The following is an 18,683-nucleotide window of genomic DNA, read 5'->3' as shown; positions in this document are numbered from 1 at the left end:
CCCATGATTCAACCGAACGTAGATCAGCGCTGCTGCTTGCTGTGATCGCTCTTGTCCTTGCGGCTCTCGCCCATTTGACCCTGGCGATTTTCCTGCTGCTGCTGACGGCCGCCCTGGCTTGAGCGGTCACCACCTTGCTGGCGGCGCTGTTTGTCCTGATCGTTCTGGTTCGCCATCTTACTCTCCTATTCACCCTCTTTGGGAAGGCCGCTACTGAACGGCTGTGACGCAGGTCCGTTCCTTTCGTTACGCTTGGCGCAACCCTGCTTGACTTGCCTCCTTACGTTTCCTATGCGTTCTCCATCCGTTCTATGGAGGATAAGTCGGCATGCTGACGCCCAAGCAACAGGAATTGCTCAGCTTCATTCAAACGCGGCTCGAGGAAGGCGGGGTTTCGCCTTCGTTCGAGGAGATGAAGGAAGCGCTCGATCTTCGATCGAAATCCGGGATTCACCGGTTGATTAATGCGCTGGAAGAACGCGGATTCATCCGCCGCCTGCCAAATCGGGCGCGAGCGCTGGAGGTTTTGAAACTTCCTGAAGCGATGCATCGCGCGCCTAAGGTCGCATCAACACCCAAGCCGCAACTATCGACCAAGCCCCCGATTGCAGCCAACGACGTGATCGACATCCCCCTTCACGGTCGGATTGCCGCAGGCGTCCCGATCGAAGCCATGGAAGGACAGAATATGCTGTCCGTTCCTGCGGCGCTATTGGGTGCCGGAGACCATTATGCTCTTGAGGTTTCGGGCGATTCGATGATCGATGCGGGCATCCTCGACGGTGACTTTGCACTGATCCAGCGCACTGAAGTCGCGCGCGAGGGACAAATCGTGGTCGCACTGATCGAGGATAGCGAGGCGACGCTGAAATATTATCATCGCCAGGGACCTAAGGTCAGGCTCGATCCGGCCAACAATGCTTATGAGCCGCAAATCTACGATTCGCAGCAGGTGCGCATTCAAGGAAAGCTGGCTGGTCTGCTCCGGCGGTACAACTGATCGGATCGGCGGCGCGACGGTAAATAGAAAGGGCGGGCGACCCACGGATGTGCGTCGCCCACTGTTTTCCCGGTTCGCACGGTTCCTCCATCAAGATCGATCGCCAGCCCGCCGGTATGTGCCAACAACCGCCGGTCGGCTTTCAGCCAGCGGGGCCGACACCATGGCGGCAGGCGGCGGTCAGCGATAACGATGTCGGCGCGCGCGCAATCGCGTGCCAGGATGTCCTTGGGTACGACAACCCCGCTTCTCGTCACCAATAGCTGCCATATGCGCCCTCCTCCGGTTAGGGCCACCATGCACAAGTCCATGGAACAACGCGCCTCAGGCAGGTCTGCAAGAGCGCCCAGTGGACCTCCATAGCCTGCACTCTCTGCGATCATATCGCGGACAAAATCTCCGGCCCGTTCGCGCAGAAGAGCCATGTCGCCGTCCTGCCCCCGGACGGCCACATGGCGCCCATCCGCGGTCACCAGAATGTCGGGAGGCGAACTCATCACGATGATGGCCATCCCCAGCGTCACGGGGACCATTCCCGCCCATCGCCAAGCGCTTCGCCACAGCAGGCACCAAAGGCCGCCCAGCACGATAATCCCGAAAATCACGTTGGGCACGGACGGCGCAGTGACGATCGCCCATGGACTTGCCGCCACCCAATGCGCGATCAGCAGCAGCAGATCGAGCGCACGGCTTGTCAACCACCAGGCAGGAGCCCCGAGACCGGCAACATCCAACAGCAGGGCCAACGCCTCCAGCGGCATGACGACAAAGGTCGTCAGGGGAATAGCCACAAGGTTTGCGAAAGCGCCGATCATCCCAGCCTTGTGAAAGTGGAACAACGCGATCGGCGCCAGAACCATTTCCACCGCAAAGCCTGAGAGAAGCAGGACGGCAAGGTGACGCCCCAGTCGCCGAAGTGCTGGTTCCTCACGGGATGCCGCGAACGCCCGAAAGCGGTGATGCTCGCCCAAGGCAACAATGGCGATAACAGCGGCGAAACTCATCTGGAAGCTTGGCCCCGCCAGCGCCTCTGGCCATGCCAACAGAACCACCAGTGCACCGGCGGCTATCAGCCGCAAGGTGATAGCCTCGCGCCCTAGCGCAAGCCCGCCCAGCACCAGCAGTGCCGCGACGCAAGATCGAACTGTCGGCACCTCCGCGCCCGTCGTAGTGTAATAGGAGTAGCAACCCGTTAAGCCCTTTGGGCGTAGGCAGAAAAGATGACCCAACCCGCCACAATTTACGCCCGCTTCTCAAACGCTGAACAAGGCAAGGGCAGCAGCATGGATCGCCAGCTTCGCTTGTGCGAGGAAATGGCGAAGCAGCATGGTTGGGAAACAGACGCCACCCGCATTTTGCGAGATGAAGGCCGCTCCGCTTTCTCAGGTTCTAACCGCAAACAAGGTGGCGCATTTTACGAGTTTGAGCAGCAGGCGGAAGCTGGCTACTTCCAAAATGGCCATGTGCTTATCGTGGAGCATTTGGACCGCATAAGCCGTCAGGGATATGACGAGGTTCTACCGCTGCTCACGATGCTGACGCGCAATGGCGTTACCGTAGCAACGGTGGATGGCAATCGCATTTATCCAGCCTTTGAGCGCGTCCCTATGGGGCCAGTTATGGAGGTCATCCTTAAAACTGAGCTTGCCCGCGAAGAGTCTAAAAAGAAGGCTGATCGACTCGCAGAGGCGTGGAAGCGGAAGGTTGAAAAGGCGCAGGCAACCAACGGTAGCCACATCGCCATAACGTCCACCTGCCCTGCTTGGATCAATGTTGACCCCGCCACAAAGCACATGACGCTCAATGAGGACCGCGTTCGTGTCCTGCGTGAGATATTTCAGCTTACCATTGATGGATATGGCACCCCTGCGATTGCCCAGCGATTGAATGCCCGTAATGAGCCTGTCTGGAAGCACAGGGAGATAAAAAGCAACAATGGCTGGACGGTTGGCTACCTGACCAAGATCGTCCTCAACCGCGCTGTCATGGGCGAGTATCAGCCCACGAAGAAGCCCAGAGGCGTTGCAATGGGGACGCCAGTTGGTAGCCCTATCCTCAATTACTATCCGCAGGCCATTGATCCTATCACGTTTGGCAAGGCTACTGCTGCCCGTGCAAGCCGTGCTGGCACCAGTGGATCGTGGCAGCTTACATATAGCAATATCCTGTCTGGCTTGGCCAAATGCTCACATTGCGGCGGGCGAATGTCGCAAAAGGCTACCGTGCGTCGTGGTCAGATGCGCGCTGGTGGCCGTGGGACAGGTAAGAAATATGCTGCCCGCGAGGACATAACCTACCTGTATTGCTTCAACGCCTGGAACAAGGTCAGCGTGGAGGAAACAGGGGAACCTAAATGCACCAACACCGCCAAAATCCGCTACGAGCCACTTGAGCGCGCGATAGTCGATTTGATTACGGGCTATGCTGCTTCCAACCCCACGGCAGCAGACGACAAGCGCCTGCGCGAACTCCAAGTGGAAATGGCTGAGTTGCGTAGGCAGCAGGAAGGCAAGCAGACGCAGGCTGACAATCTCGCTCGCTCATTTGCGGAAAGCGGATCGCCTATGATGGAGCGATTAGCCCTTGAGGCAGACGCAGAGGCGCGTGAACTGCTGAAAGCGATGGACGCAAAAGCCAAGCAGTTGGATTCCGCCTATGCTGATGTTGAGGCTGATCCATCCCAAGCGTGGTTCCAGCGCATCAGCGAGATTAAGGAACAACTCTACAGCGACGATGAGCAGGTCCGCAAAGATGCTCGCGTTCGCATGAAGCAGTTTATGCCCAAGGTGCTGACGCATGTGTCCTGCGACCGCGACAAGGAAACGCATGTCATATTGGGGAACAATGCCGTGGGCATGTTCATAGGTCCGCAAGGCGAAGTGCTGGCCGCCGCCATCCTACAGGAAGAGATTATTGGCCCTGATGGTGAGCGCGACTGGATACCAGACGCAGCCTGACCTCGACGGAAACGCCCTTAGAAGGCGAATCACCCCTCCCCTGCGTCCAGACAGCGGAGGGGTTTTTTGTGCCTTGTCGCCGCGTCTCTGGCCCATTTCCCTTAACAAAAGAGGGTTAACACGAAAAAATGATGGTTACTTGTTAACGTTAATGTCGCGTGTGCGCGCGGTTATAAAAAGTCAAACTACACGACTTCACTATAGTTAACATGCACTGAGCCAATTTGATAAGCTGGGCCAGTTTAGCTATAAGAACACCTGTAAGCAGCACCAAGCACTTACATTCATACATGACTAAACAACTTATTAACTGGCGCATATGCGCTTTTGAAATCGGCAATCTGTGCGTCGAGCGATGCGCCAGTGCGCTTTCTTCATAGTCGCTGGAGTAACTAAGTTGGATACTATCGAAAATACCACTGACGACAACAACGATGACGTTAATGTCCGCATTGGCTTGGACTTGAAGCGCGTCTTTGCACTCAAGCCGCTCAGGACCAAATTCACCAAGTATGATCGTCTGATGTTTGAGATTGAGCAGCGCCGTGAACGCGGCCCTGTGAATTACCTCAAGGCTATGTCTGCAATGCGCTGGCTGGCAGTCGCTAACGCAGCCAATAAGGACGTTGGCGCGCTCAGCCCTCAGCAAATCCAGCTTCTCGCTGATGACTGCTTCACCACTGACAATGAGGACGAACTGGTCCGTGACATGAACGCCTATTTCAAGGCTGTCACCAAGGTTGACGAAGATGCTCCTGTCATCAGCAGCAGCCGCTTCGCTCACGTCTTCAACGCCTAACCAACCCAACAATCTGCACATTGCCATGCGTGGGATCAGCTTCACGCAATGGCTTCGTGCGCCCAAATGAAAAGGAATTATGATGCACAGCAAAGACGTTATCGAGCGCGACAGAAGGCAGGACGCAATCTGGGCATGGCGACACGCTAATGGGTTGGCAAATGCTGACGGCGTTTACCTCAGAGCGGAATATAACGGACGTGAGATTATCAAGCACGTTCCTTATCCGCTGGAACATGAATTTCCATACGGCTGGCATGTCAGCGATGCGTTCTACACTCTGGAAGATGCTTTCAACACCAAGCACAAAGACAAGATCATGTGGGCTTCACAAACCAACATCGAAGGCGAGTTCGGCGATAAGGTCCAATATCATGTGATGGTGCTTTGCTGCGGCAACGGTGGAGCGTTCAATCCCCGCACACAGCTTTTCGTCCACGGATTCTAAGAACGTAAGCTGACACGTCACGTCAGCAAATCCAACAAACCAGCACTCACCCCAATCGCTTCGCCCGTGTGCTTAGCGAGCGGGTGACGTGCGCCCAATTTAGAAGGAAACGCACATGGAAAACCACGCACTGAACGCTGCCTTTGAGGCTGAATACGCGAAGTTTAAAGCCACGATGGCAAGCAGCCCTCTCTATCGCTCGCTGCAAACCATCAGCGAGCAAACCACGGCGGTATTCAATGCCGTCAATGATGGGATTGAGGAACTTTGCGGCCTCTATCTCAACAACGACCAGCGCAACGCTGTCACCTGTGAACTGACAGACATGATCCTCGATACCGCACTCAGGCATGGCCGTGAGGACTCAGACCTGACTTTCGACGTGGAGGGCGCAGCCAATGACTAAGCGGCTCGCTGTGAAACGTCGCCGTCCGCGCAAGATAGTCAAGTGCCCTGAACTCTATAAGCTGCACGACAAGCTGAACCTCGCCTATCTCAATGGCGCAAACAGCTACGTCAATCTGCGGGTGCTAAATCAGCAATTCAATTCCGATGGTTCGCCTGTGACTGTAATTTTACCAAAAGAGCCTATCTTCGTTGATATCGCGATTAATGCCGTCGAGTCAGCCACATTGCTGCCAGATGGTATTTTAACCAAGATAGGCATAAAAAGGTATATTCACAAAAGAGGTGTAGAACGGATTGAACTTGCCGTAGCTGAGTTTCTAAAAGACCTACCTAAGACAACCCACCTCCATCGCAGTGAGAAAATCTCAGACTTAACGGCGCTACCTCTTGAGTTCGCAGTGTGGATACAACTCTGCGTCTCGATTCGCGCTATGGGGGAAGGCCGTTATGTGCTTCCTTATGCGGAAGGTTATAAACTGAGAGGTAACGGAGTGCGCCGCACCACCTACTTGGAAGAACACATCGAGCATATGTATTGCATTGGCTGTGGGCCTGACTTTGATAGCGAGACGATCAATACCGTGTTGGCTATCGTCCAATAGCAGCCCATGAAAAAGCCCCGCTGGTAACTCCAACGGGGCTTTTTAGCGTTTGGGGTAAGCTGGGCTTACTTGGCAGCTTTCTTCGCAGCAGCCATCTTCTGGCCACGCGCCTTGCTGTTGGCTTCCAGCGGGGCAAGCTGGCTATCAAATTCACCAGCCAGGACAGCGCCCTTGATCGCGGCGTAGATTTCCTCGAACTTATCAGCAGGAACGACGAATTCGCTTTCCTTGCCGTCCAGCTTGAGGGCCGTGTTGGCATAGCGAACGCTGAACTTCACCTCATCGCCCTTCTTGACGATGGTGGGGCGCTTAATGTCAGCGTTGCCGCCCTTGAACGCTGCGAGAGCCTTATCCATGCTTGCAGCAGCGCGGGCGCTTGCGGACATTTTGCCAACAGCAGCAGGCTTGAATTCCTTGCTCTGCGAGACGGGCTTGAGAGCGGCTTTCCAATTAATTGCCATCTAACTTTCCTTTCAGTGCTACGTTCTTGGTATCAATCCGATATACAGGAGATTAAAGCGGTCAACCTATTTTTATGCTGCAACAGCCATCCACTTGGATACCATGCTATCCGTTACGCCAATATAATGCATCGTTGAAGTAAGGTTCTTATGTCCCAATATGCGCTGGACAACAGGCAACGGAGCGCCTTGATCCACTAAGCGCGTAGCAAGCCCACGACGCCCGCTATATGTGCTGCCCTTAATCCCAACGCTGCCATAGAGCTTCTTAAAACGCTCGCTCAAGCTATGGGCAGAATATGGCTTGTCCTGCCTTCCCAATATGAGGAAGCCTGAGCAGCGATTATCAGCCAAAATCCTAACAGCCTCTAAAGCTGCTTGAGTGAGAGGAATTTCCCGCGCCTCACTGGTCTTTGAAGTATCAGCCCTCACAATGAGTTTGGGATTATCTGAGTAGATAACGTCCCTAATCTCAAGCCCAGCCAATTCCGCACAACGCAAGCCAGTGCCCCAAGATAACTGTAGGAGCGCCTTAGCTTTCTCTGGATTATGCCCACGGACATTCTCAAGGATATGTGCCCGTTCAGTATCGGAATGGATGACGGCTTTCATGATATAAACTCCATTAGCTATATCAACGTCCTGCTATCGAATTATCCTTATGTCGATACCTTCATGGCTTTTCTATGAGCCTTTATAGCAGCACTAATTTTCTGTCTGTGTTCATCAGACATTGGCTTCTTCTTTCCTTTGTTAGATGCTGATATTTTAGCCTTCGTCTCAGCAGACTTGGGCGACATCTTTTTGCCTTTTTGCCCTTGGCTCATTGCGGCGCATGTTTCAGGAGACATTTTTATGCCCTTGTTCCAGGCGGAATGGCCTTTGTTAGCAGCACTAATTTTCGCGCGGGTGGATTGGCTGACAATCTTGCCCTTGTGGGCTTTGCTGATCCTCTTCCGCGCTTCATCATCAAATATAATAAGACCACCTATTGCTCTGTTGAGCCAGCGAGGATCAGGCAGGAAGTTGTGAAACTCCCTCATTATGCGGATTTCGTTAGCTTGGGCTTCCTTGGCGGTCTTACATGGGAACGTCCAAACTACATCAGGCAAGCCGTGCTGCTCTATGAATGGATGAACATAGTTTTTAGATGAAGTGAAATACGTCACCATTAAATCTGATGGATGACACTTCTTTGCGGTTCGTCGCCCTACATACCAGCGATCAAGCTGGCTCCATCCAATGATATAGAAATAAGGCTGATAAATACTCATGCTGATATGATACTCCATGTTAGAACCCCTGAGCGTTGACGCGCTGCGAGGGGTATTTTCATGGATATTTATCCCGCTACATGACGGAATAAGCAGACATACCAGTCAGAAAGAAAGCGGCCTATTAAAGACCGCTTCCCTCTTTGATTAAGCCAAATTGGACAAATCTACTCCAGCTTTGTGTAGCAATTCAGGCGTTGCTCCTTCCAGCATGAGATATGCGTTACGGAGGCAATCTATCATTCCTTCCCGCTCATATCGGTTGAGGTCGTCAAATACCTCAACATCATCCTCCATAGCGTTGACACAATCTTGCATATCCTTGCTTGTATTTTCCCAGCGGCAGTATTGCATATTTGCCATTTCAAATCCCCTTCTGTTGGCTTCAATTACCTACACAGACGAAGAATGAATGCGATCCATTTCTTATGCTTAAAACATATTTTCTAGCACGAATTAATAAATACCCATGAAACAATACACATGGGGATTACAACATGGAACCCAACAAATTAGACACAGCCATCAATCATCTACAGCATTCAATTGCAATGCTGGAAAACAGAGTAGATTCGTTAGCCTCAGCGGTCGTAGAACTTCGCGCTCAGCAGCAGGCGAAAGGTAATTGGAACGGCCCTGACCTCAACACCAAGGGGGCTGAATAAGATGGATTATTATATTGATATAAAAGGCCCATCATCATTTTATGGGCAAAATATGGATGACCTCATTAAAGATGTTATCAATTCAATAAACGACAGATTAGGAACATCGTGCGACTGGAATGGAGTTGTCCTCACTTCATTAGATAGTTCAACTGCATATATTACGGATTGGAAGATAAGCATACGCTTCCCTACCCGCGTTGATATGTTCCAGGCTCGCACCATCCTTTATGTAGATCTAATTGAGGAGGCCGAATAAGATGGCCTACCTCATCACGATCCCCAAGGAGCATAAGCAGGAAATCACACAGATATTGCGAACAACCGCCAGCCTCAAAGACGCCAAATTGGACCTACTTAGCTGCGGAACATTAGGCGATGACGTGGACCTTCTCATCGACACAGACCTTGATGGCTGGGACGTTGACGGCATCTTAGAAGCCCATCTTGACGGTGCAGGATACAGCTTCGCCACAAAAAGCCATTATTATATTGGTGAGGTTGGCCGTGAGCTTGCCATAGAAGCCACAGCTAGGGCGAACGCGACCAATTCCCTCAACGCGAAGATGGCCGCCTTGGCACGATCAGCACTCAACCAAGGCTCCCCAATTCAGGTTCCCTCATCGTTCTTCAAGGGAGGCAAAGCGAAATGAGCGCCCTCCCCACTGGCCGTAAGGCAACAGCAGAAGAGAAAGCCCGCATTGAGGAATTGGCCGCCCAAGGCATGACCCTCAAGCAGATCGTGGAGCAAGTGGGCTTCTCCACAACCTACATTGGCCGCGTCGTCCGTGAGAGCAAACAACGCCTCTGGATCGAACATCGCCGCGCCATAGACAGCCACGAACGATCCGTAGCGAACTTAGCTGAGAAGATAGAGCGCAACACCCGCGCCATCGAGCGCCAGACCCAATATCTGAAACTGGTAATGGGCCGCGTCTCAATGGCCATCAACGGCGTGGCAAAGACACGTGACGTTCTCAAGAACATTCAAAAGCGTATCACAGGGCTGATCGCTGAGAAGGAAAAGCAGCAGCAGCTACGCCACGGCATTTGGGGGAAGGGAAAATGATATGGAAGCTGGAGTATGATGGCCGCGATCATATCGAATTTTATGAGCAGCTAAGATACCACGGCATCTGCGCCACTGTCATCCCAACGGCAGGATTTGGGATCACTTTCTATTTCGATGCTGAAAGCGACCTCACGGCTGCGCTTCTCCTGCTTTAGCCGATTATCCAGCCATGCTACTCAATGCAGGCACAAACGGCCCTAAGATGGTGGCATACTCAGCCACATAGCCCACCCAACGCTGGAACAGCGGCTTATAGTCTGGTGTCCCCTGAGCGGCTTGCATCGCCCTTACGAGATCAAGAATAGCCTCACGGTCGTTCTCGTTGCCAATGCTGCTATCAACCGCCTGAATAAGCTGGTCGAAGGTATCGTTGATTTCCAAGGAATTGACGGAATTGTCCGTGCTACCAACGACTGTGCGGTTCTGATGACCTGTCACGTCCCCGTTATGGAGACTACCCACGTTGCCATTTATCGTGATCGACTGAGCGACCTGAGCAGCTTTCTGCTTTTCTTCCACTGAGAATGTAATCCCTTCTCCCAAGATACCCTGTCTTTCCAGATTTAAGGACCACTCAAGAACCAAATCTCTAACAACCGCAACTGCAGAAACAACGAGATTTTTCCCAAAGTCTATATTAAAAGAGCAGTTATCAATGCCCATACTTTTCTTGATGGAATGTTCCAGATCAGCTTCCAAACCAATGCTGCATTTTGTGCCATCAGACGCAGCGAGATTCTCTAAGCTGGAAATAGGTTCTTTGAGAAAGACCTGAGAGAGAGCGCCAACCATCTTGGTATCGCCATGCATCGCTCGCCGTGAAAAAGGAGTTTGCTGTATCAGTGTGCCATGCCCACGGCGATATGGCGGTAGATCAGTAATATCTACGTCCATGTAGCCGCCTAGCTCTTTGTCCACCCAATCCACGGCATCATCCAGTTTCAGCTTAACGGCCGCTACCTTCACTTTTCTTAGGAGGTCACTAACCTTGACGGCAGGATCGAGCGCCTGAGCCTGAATTTCCTCAACTAACCCAGCCATATCACCCCCTAACTAAGCCTCCCAAAATGGGGATGAACGCGGCGGCAATCAATGCCATTGCGATATGCGATCCTGCTTGGCGAGGCGGATAAGGTGAGGCGTATCGATCAGTAGAACGCCAAGCTGATTAGCCGTCTCCACGGCGGCGCTGGTGTAGCCATTGACGGCGATGACCACGGGCGATCCACCACCACGACTACAGACCCCTGCAATCTCACGTACAACAGCGACCCCAACGGGGGAAGCGTGGCCTTTACACTGGCACCAGTGGGTTGTCCCTCCAAGCCTGACAATGAGGTCAATGCCCCCATCACCGCTTCCCTTTGTTGTATCAACAGAACAACCGCGACGAACGAGGAAATCCCTCATAGCACTCTCAAAAGAAACCCCACGTTTTTCCCGCCAATAAGTCTGTCCAGCCTCTGTTTGACGATCTTTCCAATTCCTCAAGGCAGCATCGTGGGCCACGACAGCATCCAAATATGACCTCACAGACGGATCCATGCGGCTGCGAAGAAATCGCTGAGCATTCTCATCCATCCAGTCGCGAAACACCAATGCGAATGGTGCCGCCCAAAACGCTGGAATGATATAAATCCAGGGATTTCTAAAAAATCTATCAGGATCGTCATCACCCATAAGGCGATACAATCCATACAGAATAATGGAAAAACAGAGAATATAGGCGATGACTATAGCAGCCTGCCTCCTCTGCCCTTTCCTCTTATTTGATGCCTCCATGTAGTCTGTGCCGTCAAACTCGGCAGGCAATCCAAACTGCTGAGGCAATGGCGCAGTCAGATGCTGCGGAACCGCCACTATGGGTGCCTTGGCATATGTGCTACGCATAATTTGGTCGAAATCCCCCTTGGTGCGCCCCAACTCTAACGCCTGAATCTTAGCGATTGGCAAACTGATGGATAGCAGGTTGTAACCAACTAAATCATGCTACCACTTAGACAGGCGAACCATCACAATACGGATATGCTGGGGCATGAAGGTGTAGGCCAACCGATAGACTGGTCTGAATCTGGGCCTTTTTTCTGACCACCCTGTCAACCAAAAAAGGCACCTTTCAGCCACTTTTTTGAAGGTCATTTCGACCAGCTTTCCAGCCATCAAACCATGACTGCATATCTTGGCCACCACGGTATGGATTCTTTGATTCTGGAATACCCTCAGAACCAGCCCGCTTACCTTCAAGCCATGCTTTGGAATTCACCATAGAACTATCTCAACCAATCAAATGTCAATGCTATCATTCGATATAGTCAAATAAGACAATTAATTCAACCATCATGTCTGATTTAGTATCGACTCTAACAGACCATATGTTAGGTTCATTATATCTGGATCATTCCAATATTGAGCAGATCAATATGGTCAGACCTCCATATCTCCTGATAAACTATCAGTCTGTCTAATCGACCAAAATCAGAAGAATATATTTTTATTTTGTCTGATTGTTTGATTGACATGATTCAGAGGCTTGGCCCCATCCACCATCGGCTTAATCGCTCAATGGCAGACCTCCATATCTTCTACCTATATCCATCAGTGTCAAAGTCGAGCCATATGTCTAAAATATATGGTATTGACTTCTTTATTATGGCTGTATGGTTCATGATGATGGATGAATGATAAGCCTGATTGCTATGGTAAAGTCAGGCTTTGTCTGGTTCTGGTTGACATTCATTTGCCGTTGAATGGCAAAGACATAGGTTCGTCCAGTAGCTGAACGCCAAGGCACTACCTGCCTGACACACGCCGCGGTTATGTCGTTTGGGCTTGATTGCTCCTCAACGCTGTGGAATGTCGATTTAATTCATAGGGGGAACTATGCGCGTGAGATTTGGCACCAGCATCATTGTTGCGCTCTGCGGGCTGTCGGCGTGCAATCAGGCGAAAAGTGGCAGCGATCTGGATCAGTTTCTCAAAGTGAACAGGATCGAGAGTGACGTAGGCTCATTGGAACGTCGCGTCGCCCAACTCGAACATGAAAAAAATAAGCAACCTCCGTCTAACTCTACGTTGATGGTCGGTGATAGTGGCTTTTCAGTGATTGATACGGCCTATGGGAAGGTCACAGTGCGGCTTATGTCCGTGAAGGCTGAGGGAGCGGGGTCAAGGGTAAGGATCAAATTAGGCAATCCACTCAATGCCACACTGACCGACATTGGCATCTTTACCAAATGGGGTGCCGTCAATGAGAAAGGTGAAGTAATTGAGCCGCCACTTGGGGAAAAATATATCAAGTTAGAAGGCGATCTGCCGCCTGGGCGCTGGACTGAGCTATCGTTCGTCATTGATGGAGCGAAACCAGACAAGTTGGGGTATGTCCGCATGGATTACTTGAATGCCGAAGGGGTCAGCCTTTTAGTCCCGTAAGGCTAATCCCCTCCATTCTATCCACCTTGCAACAACGCGGTCACGACTGCATCAGTCGGGCGCTGAGCTTCCAGTTCTGCTTCTTTGCTCTTTTTGAGCAATTCTATTTCCTCGTGAATGCACCTCTGACAATACCACAACAGAGTGCCATATAAGCCCCGTTCACGGGCTGTCATTCTGCTCTTCCCCCTGTGAACAATGTGGCTTCTTATATCATATATCTCTTTGAAATCTCGCAATATCTCTGACCGTTGCTCAGATGTATGCCCGATCAGATAGGCACATCGGTTCCTGAGCAACTCACCCAAACCAATCTCACCAATTAGCGATGCGTCTCCCAATATAATTTCCAAGCATACCATTGCTTGGACGTAAGCAAGCAATTCATTATCCGTTGCATAGGAATCAAACAGCCAACGACAGGCGAGCTTCAAGCGGCCAGACTCATTCGATGGGCCAAACAAGAAGTCCAATGATTTAAGAAACCTAAGATACACCTGCATCTTGATCGTGATGAGGTCATCGGCAGGAAGCCAATCATCGAAACGTATGTCATCTACAAGCTGACTTGTCGGTGTATCCAGTTCTATCCGCTGAATTAGTTTTGTCCCGCCTTCGTGGACAATAAGTTTCCGCTTTGTGGGATAGGCGCTCCAGGTGCGATGTCTTTTAGCGATATTAAGTGCCAACATGGCACCCCAAATAGCCTTAAAGTCTCCAACCAACTCATGTTCGGTATTTGTCTCGACAAAGCGACCGACATACCCCTCAACAATCAACTGGAGATAAGCGCCCTTCCATTCGTAATTCGGACCATTTGTTCCAAGCAACGACATGAGGCCGCCACTATTCCATATGCTCTTATCCCTTTCATCATCACCTGTGGTCACAGGATGTTGTTTGATGAATTCTTCATCAGCAAGAGCGATCCTCACCCGATTTGACAATCTGAACTGACCATCATTTTTCTCAAGGTATGTGACCATGCCATCTGGCGCAGGAGTGGTGATAATATAAGCGCGAGGGAGGGTTTCGAACTCATCAATCAGCTGCGCGGCCCTGGCTGTCACGTCACTCCAACCATCAAGCGCGGTTAGCGGAACCTGGCCCTCGGTCGAATACGCATAACTCATCAAATCAGCGTTGATCGAACCAATCACAAAATCGGTTAGCGGAGAGTTCTGAAATCCATTTTGTCAGCTTGTCATGAATTTCGCCGTGGTCTGGCAGAGCCGCATCCAATGGCGCCAACATTGCTCGCGCTGTAGCAGAAAGCGCAAAGCTGTGGGTGGTGCCAAGTAGAGGCAGGGTTTCTGTCAACTTGGCGACCAATATCTCACGCAATTTTGGATGTAGGCCAAGCGGCATCTCGTTGCTTCTCCGATATGATTTGCTTCTCAATCACCCATATGAGTTGAATTTTCCAGTCTCGATGACTCATCCCGCTAAATACGGGATGACAGACAAAGACGATCCCCGCGCCGTTGAGCGCCGTGCTGCCCGCAATAGCCCCAAATCCCCGTTTGCCGCGCCCTACGAGCGCGATCCTCTCCATACCTACATAGAGGACGAGGAAAGCGGGAAAGAGCTTATCAGGGCTATCATTGACGACCCCATTGCGCCGGCGGTTCCGCATGTGCGCGTCCATACGCCAGCCGCATGGAAGAATGAGGCTGAGGATATTGTCGTCTCAGTCCGCAAGAAGATCAAAGCAGCTTTGGTCACGGGCCTCTCAAAAGAGGACTTCGCAGAAAAGCATGTTGATTCTGCTTTAGACATTGCCCTCATGGAACTGCTCTATGGGGATATGAAATCCAAGGACAAAGCAGCCAATGCGATCAAGGTGCAGGAAGCCATCTTGAAGAAGTATGAGGCTGAGGAAAAACGCATTCAGCATCTTGAGAAAATGGAGATAGCAAGGTCCAAGACACTTACTAAGGCACTCACTGTTATTGACGCTCAGATAGCGGAATATGACAAGGAGAATCCTATTGAGTGAGAGAATTAGAACAACGAAAACGAGTTAAAAAGTGGATCAAGGCACATATCCGTCAAGGATATAACGGCCAGCAGATATTAGAAACAGCTTATCGCCTATCCCCTGAATTACACCAATCAGTCTTATATGAGTTGGAAGACCCAGCCTTTACCCTGCGACCAAAGCAGGAAATGCCAGACGGTGACTGGTATATATGGTTCCTCCGCACTGGACGCGGCTTTGGCAAGAACCATGCGGCATCTGCGGGCATCAACCAGTTAGCCCGCTACCATTTCCCAGGCCAGCAGGGCTTAATCGTCGCTGCTACACACAAGGACTTTTACGCCACCATATTCAACGGCCCATCAGGGCTGAAAGCCCTTGCTCCCCCTGATTTCCAGCCAGTTTACAGTGAGCGCAAGCTGGAAGTCCAATGGCCTAACGGGTCCACAGCCGTTGTCAGAACGGGTGACAATCCAGAGGACATTCGTGGTCTGTCTGTGCCTTGGGCATATGCGGACGAGCTTATCAAATGGCCAAAGGGTCAGGTCAGTTGGGAGAACATTCAGAACTGTGTTCGTGAGGGCAGCAAGCCACGCATCATCCTCACTTCTACCCCGCTCCGTTCCGCTCAGTGGTTGGCCAAGGTGGAAACCCTGCCAGATACCATCGTCACCACTGGCAGCAGCAACGAGAACAAGAACCTTCCAGCTACCTTCTTCCGTGGTCAGCAGGCCAACTTATCAGCCAAGAAATATCAGGAAGAAGCTGACGGCGAATGGATTGGCGCTGATGACTACCTATGGACCAAGGAGCAGATTGAGGCTGTTACCCGCGAACCACAGGTATCGTTGCGCGCCTTTGCTGCGACAATGGACGAGCGCATGATTACCATCGACCCGTCAGGCGGTGGACGAGACGAAAACGGCATTATCCTGCTTGGCATCAAGGGCAATGACATATGGGTATTGGCGGACCTTACCTGTAAAGGCAAAGCCTCCATATGGCGCGATGTCGTCATTGATGCTTGGCGCACCTACTGCCAGCCAGGCGACCGCGTTCTTGTAGAAACGAACGCCAATCAGGGCATTGACGAATATCTGATGGAAGGCGAACCCGCCATGTGGGTTGAAGGCATCCAGCAGACGGCAAAGGCTGGTAAGAAGGATCGCGCAGAGCAGGCACAGGCATTGTATGAGCAAGGCCGCGTCCAGCATTTTACGCGCTTCCCGCAGCTTATGCAGCAGATGGTGGATTTCTATGATGTGCTGGACGACCGCAATGCGTCTCCTGACCGTGTTGACGCCCTCGCCACTGGATTGCGTGAGATAGCCAAGCCAAGAGCCTATTTTGGAGTTGGCTTCACAATGCCAAGCTACACACTCCGCTTCTAATGAGCGCATAAACCCGTCACTTAGCTAAATACTGGAAATTACATTCCAGGGCTAAATGATGGGTTTCATTCAAAAAATAAAGAAAGGCGGCTTGCACGACAACCAGATTGAAGAGGTAAAGAGCCTTGATTACTCTCAATATGAGCAGCAGAACGAATTTTCCTACGATATAACTCCCCTCTTCATGTCGCCACTATCGCCAAAGAAGTGGACAGACGCATCAAACTTCACACAGCGCGTCAACAAGCTGTATTTCCAATGTTCCGTTAGCCGCGCCTGCATTGAAAAGCGCGCTCAGGGCATTAGCGACGTTGAAGTTATTGTAACGGGCAAAGCCTCAACGAAAAAGCTGCTTCAGTCACCAAATCCAACTGATAAAACACTCTCAAACTCGCTTCGTGTGTGGGAAACCAGCCTTACATTGGGCGGCGACTTATATCTCTTTTATGACCTGCGAAATGCGATTGAACCATACATATGGACGCTCAGACAGGACTTAATCAAGAATAACACTCAGAAACGCCAGTTTGAGTATATTCCAACTCGCCTAAGCAGCAAGAACGAGCCGCCACAGTATATTTTCGAGTATGATAAGCTTGGCAACACCACACGATGCCTTGAGCGCGATGGCAAAAACTACAAGGTCATTAATGGCTACCTACAGCGCATAGCCTATCACAATCCGCTGACAGCCTCAGAAGGCGCAGGAGCGGGCGATAGCGCGCTTCGTGCCGTGGATATTTTGCTCGCCATTGACGAGTTGGCTCATAACAAATTCGGCAGCGGCGGCGCGAAAAGCGGCATGATTGAAGCCCCCGCCATCAGGTCCGCAAAAGACCTCGCAGATGCCAAAGCGGCCCTTGAGAATTTGAACCAGCAGAACGGTATCAATGTCTTGGTCAACGGCATGAAGTTCAACGCCACCCAGCTTACATTCGCTGAAATGGACCTCATCAACATGCGCGCTGTCCAAGCTGCCAGCGTTCAGGATGCTTTCAAGGTTCCAGGCGTGCTTTTGAACAGCACCACACAGACCACCTACGCAAACATGCGTTCAGGCGACAAGATATTTTACAGGACGTTCATTGGTCCAGAAGCCAAATGGCTAATTGGTCAGGTTGAATGGGGAATCCGTAAATACATAGATGAAACTGCTACATTGGCCGTTGATGAAACGCAGATAGATCACATTCAAGACGATCAGTTGCAGATGGCAAAAGATATGGCTTCCACAGGATGCTTCACAGCTAATGAAGTTAGAGAAGTCCTTGGCAAGAAGCCCGTTGAAGGTGGCGATGAGCTTATGAAGCCTGCTGCTGTTCAAAACGGCCAACCAGAAGAGAAGCCAAGAGGCGAAACAGCTTTCAACGCGGATGCAGGAGACAGAGGAGACGCAAATACGAATGACTAACGGACTTAATTTCAAGGAGTTCAAAATCAGCGCCTATGACGCTGAGAAGGGGACGGTAGAAGGTTACGCCAGCCGCTTTGGCAACGTAGATCAAGTTGGCGATGTTGTTGAAAAAGGCGCTTTCACAAAGAGCATCCAGCACGGCGCACAGCGCGTTCGCTTCCTTTGGCAGCACAATAAGCAGGAGCCAATTGGTATCATCCAAGAGATACGCGAGGATGACCACGGCCTGTTTATAAAGGCTCAGTTTGCCAATACCCAGCGCGCCCAAGAGACGCGCGAACTTATGAAGATGGGCGCGTTAGACTCCTTCTCCATTGGGTATCGCGTCCCCAAGGATAAGATCATCGTTGAGCAGACCAAGGACGGTCAAATCCAGCGATTGAAGGAAATCCACCTGTTTGAGGTGAGCGTTGTCACGTTCCCCTGCAATGTGGAAGCCCGCCTAACGGGCATCAAGAGCAGCCTTGAGGGCCGCTTTGCTGACCTCACCTTAGACCAGCAGAAATCCGTCTCAGACTTCATGGACTTTCTTGTCGCCAAGCAGGCTGACGATGCCGCGAATGACGACGATCTGGGCGAAGTGCTGGACGAACCAGCCGTAGAAGCAGCGGTGACGCCCGCTGACAGCGTTGAGGACGAGGAAGCTGCCAAGGCTGCTGCTGAGGCGATCCAGAGCGAATTGAACCGCCTCTTCGCTGTCTTGGGCAAATAACAGCCCTTCCAAACAACAGAACTAAATAATCCTATAGCCCACTCATCAAAGATGAGCAGGGCGTAGGACT

Annotated in this window: 24 protein-coding genes; 14 read left to right on the top strand and 10 right to left on the bottom strand. The window is 51.4% G+C overall.

What is annotated here, in order from left to right:
* Positions 1–23: 23 nt before the first annotated feature.
* Positions 24–176 (bottom strand): hypothetical protein, encoded by a 153-nt coding sequence (locus ACWNC0_RS11415; protein ID WP_196225777.1) that lies wholly within the window; start codon positions 174–176, stop codon positions 24–26.
* Between the two features lie 152 nt (positions 177–328).
* Here ACWNC0_RS11415 and lexA point away from each other — a divergent pair, with 152 nt between their 5' ends.
* Positions 329–1,000: a transcriptional repressor LexA gene (gene lexA, locus ACWNC0_RS11410; RefSeq protein ID WP_449471687.1), complete on the top strand. Its 672-nt coding sequence runs from the start codon at positions 329–331 to the stop codon at positions 998–1,000.
* Here lexA and ACWNC0_RS11405 read toward each other — a convergent pair.
* Positions 961–2,229: a ComEC/Rec2 family competence protein gene (locus tag ACWNC0_RS11405; protein ID WP_449471685.1), complete on the bottom strand. Its 1,269-nt coding sequence runs from the start codon at positions 2,227–2,229 to the stop codon at positions 961–963. The genes lexA and ACWNC0_RS11405 overlap by 40 nt on opposite strands.
* Here ACWNC0_RS11405 and ACWNC0_RS11400 point away from each other — a divergent pair.
* The 5 genes from ACWNC0_RS11400 to ACWNC0_RS11380 all read left to right on the top strand — a co-directional run bounded on the left by ACWNC0_RS11400 (position 2,221) and on the right by ACWNC0_RS11380 (position 6,214).
* The gene (locus ACWNC0_RS11400; RefSeq protein WP_449471683.1) at positions 2,221–3,957 is read left to right on the top strand and encodes a recombinase family protein; all 1,737 of its coding nucleotides are present in this window, start codon (positions 2,221–2,223) and stop codon (positions 3,955–3,957) included. The genes ACWNC0_RS11405 and ACWNC0_RS11400 overlap by 9 nt on opposite strands.
* A 397-nt stretch (positions 3,958–4,354) precedes the next feature.
* Positions 4,355–4,756 (top strand): hypothetical protein, encoded by a 402-nt coding sequence (locus ACWNC0_RS11395; protein ID WP_449471682.1) that lies wholly within the window; start codon positions 4,355–4,357, stop codon positions 4,754–4,756.
* A 79-nt stretch (positions 4,757–4,835) separates the two neighbouring features.
* The gene (locus tag ACWNC0_RS11390) at positions 4,836–5,204 is read left to right on the top strand and encodes a hypothetical protein (RefSeq protein WP_449471681.1); all 369 of its coding nucleotides are present in this window, start codon (positions 4,836–4,838) and stop codon (positions 5,202–5,204) included.
* A 115-nt stretch (positions 5,205–5,319) separates the two neighbouring features.
* On the top strand, positions 5,320–5,610 hold the full coding sequence (locus ACWNC0_RS11385; RefSeq protein WP_449471679.1) for a hypothetical protein: 291 nt from the start codon (positions 5,320–5,322) through the stop codon (positions 5,608–5,610).
* Entirely contained in the window at positions 5,603–6,214 is a 612-nt protein-coding gene (locus ACWNC0_RS11380; RefSeq protein WP_449471678.1) for a hypothetical protein, read from the top strand. Before ACWNC0_RS11385 ends, ACWNC0_RS11380 begins: the two co-directional genes overlap by 8 nt.
* Before the next feature lie 65 nt (positions 6,215–6,279).
* Here the strand turns inward: ACWNC0_RS11380 and ACWNC0_RS11375 are convergent, their stop codons facing one another.
* The 4 genes from ACWNC0_RS11375 to ACWNC0_RS11360 form a co-directional block, all read right to left on the bottom strand.
* Complete coding sequence (locus ACWNC0_RS11375) at positions 6,280–6,675, bottom strand: hypothetical protein (protein ID WP_449471677.1); 396 nt, start codon at positions 6,673–6,675, stop codon at positions 6,280–6,282.
* 72 nt (positions 6,676–6,747) lie between these two features.
* Entirely contained in the window at positions 6,748–7,287 is a 540-nt protein-coding gene (locus ACWNC0_RS11370; protein WP_449471676.1) for a tyrosine-type recombinase/integrase, read from the bottom strand.
* Between the two features lie 47 nt (positions 7,288–7,334).
* A complete protein-coding gene (locus ACWNC0_RS11365; RefSeq protein ID WP_449471675.1) occupies positions 7,335–7,949 on the bottom strand; it encodes an NUMOD3 domain-containing DNA-binding protein in 615 nt (204 codons plus the stop codon).
* A gap of 147 nt (positions 7,950–8,096) precedes the next feature.
* Positions 8,097–8,312, bottom strand: a complete 216-nt coding sequence (locus ACWNC0_RS11360) for a hypothetical protein (RefSeq protein ID WP_449471674.1) — start codon at positions 8,310–8,312, stop codon at positions 8,097–8,099.
* 303 nt (positions 8,313–8,615) lie between these two features.
* Here ACWNC0_RS11360 and ACWNC0_RS11355 point away from each other — a divergent pair, with 303 nt between their 5' ends.
* The 3 genes from ACWNC0_RS11355 to ACWNC0_RS11345 are packed head-to-tail and all read left to right on the top strand — an operon-like array spanning position 8,616 to position 9,683.
* Complete coding sequence (locus ACWNC0_RS11355; protein ID WP_449471673.1) at positions 8,616–8,873, top strand: hypothetical protein; 258 nt, start codon at positions 8,616–8,618, stop codon at positions 8,871–8,873.
* Between the two features lies 1 nt (position 8,874).
* Positions 8,875–9,267: a hypothetical protein gene (locus ACWNC0_RS11350; protein WP_449471672.1), complete on the top strand. Its 393-nt coding sequence runs from the start codon at positions 8,875–8,877 to the stop codon at positions 9,265–9,267.
* Entirely contained in the window at positions 9,264–9,683 is a 420-nt protein-coding gene (locus ACWNC0_RS11345; protein ID WP_449471671.1) for a hypothetical protein, read from the top strand. Before ACWNC0_RS11350 ends, ACWNC0_RS11345 begins: the two co-directional genes overlap by 4 nt.
* A gap of 162 nt (positions 9,684–9,845) precedes the next feature.
* On the opposite strand, the gene ACWNC0_RS11340 is transcribed toward ACWNC0_RS11345, so the two are convergent.
* From ACWNC0_RS11340 to ACWNC0_RS11330, 3 genes are all read right to left on the bottom strand, one after another.
* The gene (locus tag ACWNC0_RS11340; RefSeq protein WP_449471670.1) at positions 9,846–10,727 is read right to left on the bottom strand and encodes an AbiTii domain-containing protein; all 882 of its coding nucleotides are present in this window, start codon (positions 10,725–10,727) and stop codon (positions 9,846–9,848) included.
* 48 nt (positions 10,728–10,775) lie between these two features.
* Positions 10,776–11,609 carry a restriction endonuclease gene (locus ACWNC0_RS11335; RefSeq protein ID WP_449471669.1) on the bottom strand — a complete coding sequence of 278 codons (834 nt, stop codon included), beginning with the start codon at positions 11,607–11,609 and terminating at the stop codon, positions 10,776–10,778.
* 193 nt (positions 11,610–11,802) lie between these two features.
* A complete protein-coding gene (locus ACWNC0_RS11330) occupies positions 11,803–11,952 on the bottom strand; it encodes a ribosome modulation factor (RefSeq protein WP_449471668.1) in 150 nt (49 codons plus the stop codon).
* A gap of 614 nt (positions 11,953–12,566) precedes the next feature.
* Here ACWNC0_RS11330 and ACWNC0_RS11325 point away from each other — a divergent pair.
* A complete protein-coding gene (locus ACWNC0_RS11325) occupies positions 12,567–13,115 on the top strand; it encodes a hypothetical protein (RefSeq protein WP_449471667.1) in 549 nt (182 codons plus the stop codon).
* A 17-nt stretch (positions 13,116–13,132) separates the two neighbouring features.
* Here ACWNC0_RS11325 and ACWNC0_RS11320 read toward each other — a convergent pair whose 3' ends face one another.
* The gene (locus ACWNC0_RS11320) at positions 13,133–14,185 is read right to left on the bottom strand and encodes a hypothetical protein (protein WP_449471666.1); all 1,053 of its coding nucleotides are present in this window, start codon (positions 14,183–14,185) and stop codon (positions 13,133–13,135) included.
* A gap of 251 nt (positions 14,186–14,436) precedes the next feature.
* Between ACWNC0_RS11320 and ACWNC0_RS11315 the strand changes: the two genes are divergently transcribed.
* From ACWNC0_RS11315 to ACWNC0_RS11300, 4 genes are read left to right on the top strand one after another with little or no spacing between them, the layout of a single operon-like run.
* Positions 14,437–15,114, top strand: coding sequence for a hypothetical protein (locus tag ACWNC0_RS11315; RefSeq protein WP_449471665.1), 678 nt, complete (start codon positions 14,437–14,439; stop codon positions 15,112–15,114).
* A complete protein-coding gene (locus tag ACWNC0_RS11310; RefSeq protein ID WP_449471663.1) occupies positions 15,111–16,487 on the top strand; it encodes a terminase large subunit domain-containing protein in 1,377 nt (458 codons plus the stop codon). The genes ACWNC0_RS11315 and ACWNC0_RS11310 overlap by 4 nt, the downstream gene beginning before the upstream one ends.
* Positions 16,488–16,542: 55 nt before the next feature.
* Positions 16,543–17,898, top strand: coding sequence for a phage portal protein (locus ACWNC0_RS11305; RefSeq protein WP_449471662.1), 1,356 nt, complete (start codon positions 16,543–16,545; stop codon positions 17,896–17,898).
* Positions 17,891–18,613 (top strand): HK97 family phage prohead protease, encoded by a 723-nt coding sequence (locus tag ACWNC0_RS11300; RefSeq protein WP_449471660.1) that lies wholly within the window; start codon positions 17,891–17,893, stop codon positions 18,611–18,613. The genes ACWNC0_RS11305 and ACWNC0_RS11300 overlap by 8 nt, the downstream gene beginning before the upstream one ends.
* The last annotated feature ends 70 nt before the right edge of the window (positions 18,614–18,683 follow it).

The organism is Sphingobium chungangianum (assembly GCF_977014255.1).
The sequence above is the reverse complement of the archived record's forward strand: the minus strand, read 5'-3'. Positions and strand labels throughout refer to the sequence as shown.

Coding starts and splice junctions, on each gene's coding strand:
- ACWNC0_RS11415 (WP_196225777.1), bottom strand. CDS start 176: ATGGCGAACCAGAACGATCAGGACAAACAGCGCCGCCAGCAAGGTGGT.
- lexA (WP_449471687.1), top strand. CDS start 329: ATGCTGACGCCCAAGCAACAGGAATTGCTCAGCTTCATTCAAACGCGG.
- ACWNC0_RS11400 (WP_449471683.1), top strand. CDS start 2,221: ATGACCCAACCCGCCACAATTTACGCCCGCTTCTCAAACGCTGAACAA.
- ACWNC0_RS11390 (WP_449471681.1), top strand. CDS start 4,836: ATGATGCACAGCAAAGACGTTATCGAGCGCGACAGAAGGCAGGACGCA.
- ACWNC0_RS11385 (WP_449471679.1), top strand. CDS start 5,320: ATGGAAAACCACGCACTGAACGCTGCCTTTGAGGCTGAATACGCGAAG.
- ACWNC0_RS11380 (WP_449471678.1), top strand. CDS start 5,603: ATGACTAAGCGGCTCGCTGTGAAACGTCGCCGTCCGCGCAAGATAGTC.
- ACWNC0_RS11375 (WP_449471677.1), bottom strand. CDS start 6,675: ATGGCAATTAATTGGAAAGCCGCTCTCAAGCCCGTCTCGCAGAGCAAG.
- ACWNC0_RS11370 (WP_449471676.1), bottom strand. CDS start 7,287: ATGAAAGCCGTCATCCATTCCGATACTGAACGGGCACATATCCTTGAG.
- ACWNC0_RS11365 (WP_449471675.1), bottom strand. CDS start 7,949: ATGAGTATTTATCAGCCTTATTTCTATATCATTGGATGGAGCCAGCTT.
- ACWNC0_RS11360 (WP_449471674.1), bottom strand. CDS start 8,312: ATGGCAAATATGCAATACTGCCGCTGGGAAAATACAAGCAAGGATATG.
- ACWNC0_RS11355 (WP_449471673.1), top strand. CDS start 8,616: ATGGATTATTATATTGATATAAAAGGCCCATCATCATTTTATGGGCAA.
- ACWNC0_RS11350 (WP_449471672.1), top strand. CDS start 8,875: ATGGCCTACCTCATCACGATCCCCAAGGAGCATAAGCAGGAAATCACA.
- ACWNC0_RS11345 (WP_449471671.1), top strand. CDS start 9,264: ATGAGCGCCCTCCCCACTGGCCGTAAGGCAACAGCAGAAGAGAAAGCC.
- ACWNC0_RS11340 (WP_449471670.1), bottom strand. CDS start 10,727: ATGGCTGGGTTAGTTGAGGAAATTCAGGCTCAGGCGCTCGATCCTGCC.
- ACWNC0_RS11330 (WP_449471668.1), bottom strand. CDS start 11,952: ATGGTGAATTCCAAAGCATGGCTTGAAGGTAAGCGGGCTGGTTCTGAG.
- ACWNC0_RS11325 (WP_449471667.1), top strand. CDS start 12,567: ATGCGCGTGAGATTTGGCACCAGCATCATTGTTGCGCTCTGCGGGCTG.
- ACWNC0_RS11305 (WP_449471662.1), top strand. CDS start 16,543: ATGATGGGTTTCATTCAAAAAATAAAGAAAGGCGGCTTGCACGACAAC.
- ACWNC0_RS11300 (WP_449471660.1), top strand. CDS start 17,891: ATGACTAACGGACTTAATTTCAAGGAGTTCAAAATCAGCGCCTATGAC.